Raw genomic sequence first — 8,243 nt, 5'->3', positions numbered from 1 at the left:
TATATTTTCTCTCCTTTGCCTTGATGCAAAGGAGCAAAAATCAAGACTGAAATGATAAGAATTTTAAAATACTACGACATCTCCAGCCACAGATGAAAAGAACTCGCTAATGCTCAAACAGCTTTTCATCTTTCAGCCAACCCTGCTGCCTTGATTTTTAAAAATTCTTATCAATAGGTCCTTTTTCAATAACATGTCATTATAGCTGTTTCACAAAATTTTTGTCGAGGGTCTTCTTGAACTGACAAAAAAGTTTATCCAAGATTCATGTTAAAATAAGGAAATAGATAATAATTCTTCACAAAAAAAGAAATCTCCTCCCATTAAACAATCTATATTTAATACAGGAATACATAAAAGAATAAGGAAGAAAACATCGATTGCAAGTAATACAAATTCCCTTTGTTTAAAATGCTTTAGCACATCTGCTAAAAAGATAACAACTAAAATTGATAATATAAAAAACAATACAATAGCAATCCCTAACCCAACGTCAGTTGGATGTTCTTTTTTGTGATTTTCTGCAAACACCAATTGTGCATATACATACAAGCATAATAAAGGAATTACTATAACTAATAGCTTTCTAATAACGTATAGTATCAATTTCTTCATGGAAAACCTAGGTAAGGAGTTTATTTAATTCATTATACTAATACTTCTTTTCATACTCTTGCTTTCCTCTTTTATAATTAGTTTCTCTGGTAACATCTTGATTTTTATTATAGTATTTCCAAACTCCGTTTTTTATATTATTGGCATAGCTTCCCTCAGAAAATAGTTTTCCATCACTTGAGTATATTTTTTCTAAACCATGCTTTTTACCATTTTTATAGGTTGTTATTCTTTTGCTAGTCACGTTAAATTCCCATACGCCATTACGTCTGCCATCCAAAAAATTTCCCTTCATTGTTATTTGACCATTATCATCATAATGAATATGCTCTCCGTGCAATTTTCCTTTTTTGTAATGTCCAATAAATTTAGGGTTACCATCCTCGTTATTGTCCAATCTATATTTTAATTTCCCTTCTTTATAAGTCCACTTAGACTTTAAAGTTCCTGTATTGTAATACTCTATTTTATCACCTACAGTCTTTCCCTCTTTTTGAGTTATTTCCTTTTTTAATTGCCCATTATCATAATATTCTCTTTTTCGATAATGATTCGAACTAAAGTATTTTTTGATCCAAACAGGAGTATTCTCTTCATTCACTTCTTTCCATGTTCCTGAAGGTTTTCCTTTTGTAAAAAACTTAGTAACTGTATAATATTCTGAAGTAGATACTTTTCTTATTCTCGCTACCCATTTTCCAACCTTTAAACCATTTTCATAATGTTCCGTGCTTACTTCATTTCCATTAAAATCATAACCTTTAACCACTCCATTCAAAGTTCCTTTCTCATAAGTAGTTTCCTTCTTCACTTTTCCATTTACATAATAATCTTTTACTACTCCATATAAAAAACCTTCTTTATAATATTCAACTTTTACTAACGCTCCGTCTTTATTAAAATCTTTACGTTCACCTTCTAATTTTCCTTCTTTTACATTGATTTCAGAATACCTTCCGTCATAACTTGTTGCTATTTTATAATGTCCATTTAGCGCTTTATCATCAGCATCTCTATACAATGTTTGTTTACCGAATTTGGTTGTTAAAACATTTACCCATTGTTGTCCATTGCAATTAATATAAATGAAATAAAAAATTGAAAAGAAAAATATACCCCTACTATTCATAAAATTCTCTTTTTAAATTATTACGGTTAAAACTACACCGCTTCTTTCTGTTTCAATATTCACAATCTATATTTGCTTTTTATAAATCTATTTTTGTTAAAACACAACGGTTTACTATAGTATTGCTCTTTAGTTTTTTTATTTTTGATTGCAAAACATTTAAAAAAGCAAACAACGATGAAATACTTACCTATTAATAAAGACTTGTTCATTAAGAATCGTAAAAACTTTATGGCTCAAATGAAGCCTAATAGTTTAGCCGTTTTCAATTCTAATGATATTTATCCTGTAAGTGCGGATTCTACTTTACCTTTTGAGCAACATAGAGATATTTTCTTTTTAAGTGGTGTAGATCAAGAGGAAAGTATTTTAATAGTTTACCCAGATTGTCCTAAAGAAAATTTACGAGAAATCTTATTTCTAAGAGAAACCAATGAACATATAGCGGTTTGGGAAGGAGAAAAATTAACCAAAGAAAAAGCTTTTGATACAAGCGGAGTAAAAACTGTTTTTTGGTTACAAGATTTGGAAAAGGTTTTAGCGGAATTAATGGCTTATGCTGAAACGGTTTACATCAACACTAATGAACATTATAGAGCAAAAATAGAAACAGAAACTCGTGAAGCTAGATTCACAAAATGGTTATTAGCTAAATATCCAGCACATTCTGTAGCTAAAAGTAATCCTATTTTACAACGTTTACGATCAGTAAAAAATCAAATAGAAATTGACCTAATGCAAAAAGCTTGTGACATTACTGAAAAAGGGTTTAGAAGAGTGTTAGATTTTGTGAAGCCTGATGTTTGGGAATATGAAATTGAAGCTGAATTTGCACACGAATTTTTAAGAAATAGATCAAAAGGATTTGCTTACACACCGATTATTGCCAGTGGTAAAAATGCAAACGTATTACACTATATTGAAAATAATCAACAATGTAAAGATGGCGACTTAATTCTTTTCGATGTTGCTGCAGAATATGCTAATTACTCTAGTGATATGAGTAGAACAATTCCTGTTTCTGGTCGTTTTACTGACAGGCAAAAAGCGGTATATAACGCAGTAAATCGTGTGAAAAATGAGGCTACAAAAATGTTAGTGCCAGGTGCTATTTGGTCAGATTATCATGTTGAAGTTGGAAAATTAATGACTTCTGAGTTATTAGGTTTAGGTTTATTAGATAAAGCTGATGTTCAAAATGAAGATCCAAGTTGGCCAGCGTATAAAAAATACTTTATGCATGGTACATCGCACCATATTGGTTTAGATACTCACGATTATGGTTTGTTACACGAACCAATGCAAGCTAATATGATATTTACGGTAGAACCTGGAATTTATATTCCTGATGAAGGTTTTGGTATTCGTTTAGAAGATGATGTTGTTATCCAAGAGCAAGGAGAACCTCTAAACTTAATGAAGAATATTCCTATTGAAGCAGAAGAAATTGAAGAATTAATGAATCAATAAAATGAAGAGAAATTGACCCAAGTATACATGTGTTTTACATTTTTATTCTTGGGTCTAGCTTCTCTAATAAAATGTTTCTACGCATTAAAATGTGCTAAAACTTGAGTTCTGTAGTTTCCTCCAATAGGAACTTCTATCTTGTTTATCTCCACATCATGTTTTGTATATGCAGTAATTTTTTGAGTGTTTACAATGTAGGAACGATGTGTTCTTATAAACCGACTGTCTAAACTATTTTCAAATACAGAGATTCTATGTTTTATAGTATGTGATTCATTGGACAAATGTATCCTGATATAATCTTTTAAACTTTCTATATATAACACTTCACTAAACAAGATTTTAATCTGCTTTTTTCCTTTAGATATAAAAATGAAATCGTTAGTTACTACTTCCTTCGTTCTGGGTAATGTGCTTGGAATTATTTTTTGAGTTTCTACAAATTTTTGAACCGCTTTAAAAAAACGTTCAAACACAATAGGCTTTAGTAAATAATCTATGGCGTTTAATTCAAAGCCTTCAATGGCATAATCTCTGTACGCTGTAGTAAAAATTACAGCGGGTTTATGATGTAAATTTTTAAAAAAATCTGTGCCTTTTAATACTGGCATTTCAATATCTAAAAACAAAAGGTCAACTTCATTTTCATTCAATACTTCTATGGCTTTTATAGCACTTTCACATACAGCTACTATCTCGAAATTAGGTAATTGCTCCACATAAGCTTCTAATAGCTCCCTAGCTAATTTTTCATCATCAATAATTACACATTTATACTTCATCTGTCATTATTTTAAGTGCTACTGAAAACCAATCATCCTTATCTTCTATAACAAGTTCATAATTTGATTTGTAAATTAAATCTAGCTGTTTTTTTACATTTTTAATACCTATAGCATCTTTAGTATTTTTAATACAAGTTGTTGGTTTCGTGTTTTTAATATGAAAATGAATTTGATTTTTTTCTGTTTTTAGGTCTATAGAAATCGTTGCTTTTGTTAATTCTTGGCTTACCCCATGTTTAAACGCATTTTCAATAAAAGTAAGTAGTAACAGTGGTGCTATTGTAACTGTCGTTTCTATTTGATGTGTAAATGAAATTTGTACTCGATCGTCATATCTAACTTTTTCTAAAGTTAAATAGTTTTCTATCAGTTCAATTTCTTTAGCAATAGGTACAAATCGATCATTGCAACCGTATAACGTATAATCTAAAATTTCAGATAGCTTTTGAATAACCAACATGGTCTTTTCTGACTTTTTATACGCTAGTGCATATAAATTATTTAGTGTATTGAATAAAAAATGTGGGTTTAATTGATTTTTTAATACTGTTAACTCTGCAATTTTTTTCTGCTCGTTTAACTTTGTGAGTGCTTGTTGTTTTCTATAAAAACGAATTGCTAGTAATATAAACGTAGGCTGTACTACATAATTAGATACCCATAAAAATTGTTTGAGCTGAAATATTCTCCCATAAAAAGAATGGTCAGATAACTTTGATAAATAATTTTTATAGGTTACTGGGTAATTAGGCTCTAGGTAATTTATTTTTACTACTGTACAACTAACATAAGTGATAAGTAATAGTAGTGTTGCACTTAAAAAAAAGAGTCCCTTTTTATCTGTATTTAAAAATTTAGGAATGAAAACAAAAATGATGCTTGTAGCTACTATAAATTGAAAAACAATACGAATACTATAAGTAATTAATACTTCTTGTGTGCTTGAATAATACCAACTCGAAGTAGTGGCTGTAAATACAAAGAATACAACCCAAAATAAAAAATAACTGATAACTGGATGTTGTATATGTTTTGCTATTTTCTTCAAAAAACCATTTTTAAGTCCTTAAAAATACAATTCTTATACTCCTAAAAAACGATTTGTAGCCGTAACTTTAATTATAGTAGACATAATCTTCAATTTCGTAGACAAATTGATAAAGCATCGCAAAATCAATTTATAACATCTTGTTTCCTCTTTCTATCTACACTTCCAAAAACACATATGTAATTCCTACACTTTTGCTGAAAAAGTTTATTACATATGAGACAAATATTACATATTCTATTTTTATTATATACTTCTTTATCCATAGCACAGAACTATACAGTAACTGGTAAAATAGTAGATAAAATTACACAAGAGTCGATTCCTTATGCATCTGTAGTTATCAAAGATTTAGATAATACTATACTTACTGGTGGTATTACCAATGATGATGGAATATTTACCATTTCTAAGATAAAAAAGCAAACTATAATTTTTGAAGTACAGTTTGTAGGATATAAAAACCACTCTAAAGAAATACAATTCACAACAAAAAAGACGGACTTGAACACTATACTTTTAGAAGAGGTTGCCGAAAGTTTAGAAGAAGTAGTAGTTGTTGCTGAACGCTCTACAATTGAACAAAAAATTGATAGAAAAATAATTACTATTGGAAAAGATTTAAGTACTGCTGGCGCTACTGCCTCTGATATCATGGGAAATTTACCATCCGTTAGCGTAAACCAAGATGGAGAAATTGCCTTAAGAGGAAATGAGAATGTGAGAGTATTAATAGATGGAAAGCCTACCAATATTGAGGCTTCTCAATTATTACAACAAATTCCATCATCCTCTATCAAAAAAGTTGAGTTGATTACTTCTCCTTCTGCAAAATATAATCCTGAAGGTATGAGTGGAATTATTAATATTATTTTACATAAAAATGTAAAAACTGGTTTTAATGGAAATGTAAATTTAGGGATAACGCAAGGCAGAAAAACTCGATTAAATGGTGCTCTAGGACTTAATTATAGAACAGGAAAATTTAATATTTACGCTAACTATGGAACTGCTTCTGGAGAAAACACATTACAAGGGACTATAGAGCGCTTTACTGAAGATTTTGAACAATCTCAAAGTAATATAGTTGACAATAATTCACATTTAGTAAAATTAGGAATCGATTTTTACATTAACGACTATAATACTTTATCTTTCTATACCAATCAAAATAAATTTATACAAAACCTTTCTGCTGATTTTGATGTTCGTTTTTTTAATAATAGTAACAACAACTATGGTCAGTTCTATGCTTTTGAAAAAAATAACTATACTGAAACTTACAATCTTGATTACAAATTAGATTTTAATACTAATGGTCATTATATTGAATTTGAGGCTGACTACAATAGTTTTGATAGTGAAAACAATACTTTCTTTTTGTTTTCTGGTAATACCGTAAATCAAGATTTTTTAGATGACATTTTTGATGATAGAACTAATCTTACTTTTAACTTAGATTATGTATACCCTATTTCTGATCGTACTACGTTAGAACTAGGTCTAGAATCTAGAACACGAAAAACTGATAATATATATAAAACTACTAGTGCAAGTTTTAATAATTCTACTTTTATTTACGATACTGATATCCAATCTTTTTATGCTACTTTTCGTCAGAATTTAAAAAAATGGTCCTATCAAATTGGTGCACGTTTAGAAAATTATACCGTTAATGCTTCTTTTGATGCAGTAAATGAAAGTTTAGAAACATTTAACGATGAAATCTTTAGCATTTATCCTTCTGCTTTTTTAAAATATACACCTGATGAATCACAAAAAAATTCCTATCAGCTTAGTATATCTAGACGTGTAGATAGACCTTCTTTTGGTCAAATAAATCCAATAAGAGCTTTTAATACACCCATATTAATTGCCATAGGAAACATGCGATTAAATCCTCAGTTTACCAATTCAATAGAATTCAATTACACTAGAAAATTAAACAAAGGAAGTCTTACTTTAGGTACATTTTATAGAGAAATAGAAGATGAAATTAATAGGATAGTTTATTTTGATCCTAATGATATTTCAAAACTAGTCCTTGATTATGACAATTTTGATCGAAACCAAGCTTTTGGTTTTGAATTGTCTGCAAATTATAAACCTTTAAAATGGTGGAGTGTTACTACTAGTTTTGATATCTACTCTAGAGCTCAAAAAGGAACTATACTAGGCGAAAAGGTTGCCGTTCAAAACACAGCTACTAATTTTAAAGTAAATCATAATTTTAAGGTTTTCGACAACACTACATTTCAAGTATTTAGTTTTCTCTCCGGACCACAAAAAGTATTACAATATGAATTAAAGAGTAATTACTTTGTCAATTTAGGTTTACGCCAAAGTTTTGCCAATAAAAAAGGTACTTTAAGCATCAACTTTAATGATATTTTTAGAACACAACGATTTGCTTTTGAAAGTTTTAGAACAGTTATTCAAAGAGGGGACTTACGAAGAGATTCTCAAGCCATTTATTTAGGACTTTCTTACAAATTTGGTGTAGGAAAAAACAAAGCATTAAAACGTAAAAAAAGAGATAAAAACGAAAAGAGAGGTGGTCTTCTTTAAAAAATAGAATATTCTTCAATGAAGAATTTAAAGTAAACTTTACTATTCAATCCCTAAAGTTTGAGTTAATCAATGCTCTTGAAGTTTAATAGCTTCAAGAGTTTTTTTATTTAAGAATTACTTTCTGATTTTAAATTAACTTTCTACACAGCATGAATTATCAGCACACTGACAATACTTTTGATTATACAGGTGTAAAGCAACTAAGCTTAATGAAGGTATGTATATACTTTCTTCTGGTATATGCACCCAATTAAAGTGCTCATTAACAATTACAAAAAACAGTAGACCCCAAAAAAACCATAGTACATACTTCATCCAATTTTTAGTTGTTGTTTTTACTGATGCTTTTATAGCAAAAAAAGAAATGGCTAAAAATAAAATGTCAATACTTCTCCACCAACTAGGCACGCCCTCAGCTTCACAACAAGCTAATGAATGTGACTGTACAATAAATAAAAATGGTGTAAAAATACAATGGATTAAACATAAACTACTTGAAAAAGCCCCTACAACATCCGATTTTCGCTTTAATAGCATTGATTTTTTATTTTTATATAATTTTGGGCAACAAATTTACGTCAATTATTTTATTGCAACAAGGTTGTCTTACTTTTACTATAAATCA

At 29.3% G+C, this 8,243-nt stretch carries 7 protein-coding genes; 2 read left to right on the top strand and 5 right to left on the bottom strand.

The features are described 5' to 3' along the window. Positions 1-270: 270 nt before the first annotated feature. Together BVC87_RS15800 and BVC87_RS15795 are read right to left on the bottom strand one after the other, a co-directional pair. Positions 271-615 carry a hypothetical protein gene (locus tag BVC87_RS15800; RefSeq protein WP_075343365.1) on the bottom strand — a complete coding sequence of 115 codons (345 nt, stop codon included), beginning with the start codon at positions 613-615 and terminating at the stop codon, positions 271-273. 37 nt (positions 616-652) lie between these two features. Continuing rightward, complete coding sequence (locus BVC87_RS15795) at positions 653-1,744, bottom strand: toxin-antitoxin system YwqK family antitoxin (RefSeq protein WP_075343364.1); 1,092 nt, start codon at positions 1,742-1,744, stop codon at positions 653-655. Positions 1,745-1,921: 177 nt separating this feature from the next. Between BVC87_RS15795 and BVC87_RS15790 the strand changes: the two genes are divergently transcribed. Beyond that, positions 1,922-3,214 (top strand): aminopeptidase P family protein, encoded by a 1,293-nt coding sequence (locus tag BVC87_RS15790; RefSeq protein ID WP_075343363.1) that lies wholly within the window; start codon positions 1,922-1,924, stop codon positions 3,212-3,214. A gap of 77 nt (positions 3,215-3,291) precedes the next feature. Here the strand turns inward: BVC87_RS15790 and BVC87_RS15785 are convergent, their stop codons facing one another. Together BVC87_RS15785 and BVC87_RS15780 are read right to left on the bottom strand one after the other, a co-directional pair. Continuing rightward, on the bottom strand, positions 3,292-3,996 hold the full coding sequence (locus BVC87_RS15785) for a LytR/AlgR family response regulator transcription factor (protein ID WP_075343362.1): 705 nt from the start codon (positions 3,994-3,996) through the stop codon (positions 3,292-3,294). After that, positions 3,986-5,047, bottom strand: coding sequence for a sensor histidine kinase (locus tag BVC87_RS15780; protein WP_083629527.1), 1,062 nt, complete (start codon positions 5,045-5,047; stop codon positions 3,986-3,988). The genes BVC87_RS15785 and BVC87_RS15780 overlap by 11 nt, the downstream gene beginning before the upstream one ends. A 216-nt stretch (positions 5,048-5,263) precedes the next feature. Here BVC87_RS15780 and BVC87_RS15775 point away from each other — a divergent pair, with 216 nt between their 5' ends. Further along, positions 5,264-7,615, top strand: coding sequence for a TonB-dependent receptor domain-containing protein (locus tag BVC87_RS15775; protein WP_075343361.1), 2,352 nt, complete (start codon positions 5,264-5,266; stop codon positions 7,613-7,615). Between the two features lie 135 nt (positions 7,616-7,750). Here the strand turns inward: BVC87_RS15775 and BVC87_RS15770 are convergent, their stop codons facing one another. After that, on the bottom strand, positions 7,751-8,155 hold the full coding sequence (locus BVC87_RS15770; RefSeq protein ID WP_075343360.1) for a MerC domain-containing protein: 405 nt from the start codon (positions 8,153-8,155) through the stop codon (positions 7,751-7,753). Positions 8,156-8,243: the final 88 nt, after the last annotated feature.

The sequence above is a fragment of the Tenacibaculum agarivorans genome (genome assembly GCF_001936575.1).
GTDB lineage: Bacteria > Bacteroidota > Bacteroidia > Flavobacteriales > Flavobacteriaceae > Polaribacter > Polaribacter agarivorans.
The sequence above is the reverse complement of the archived record's forward strand: the minus strand, read 5'-3'. Positions and strand labels throughout refer to the sequence as shown.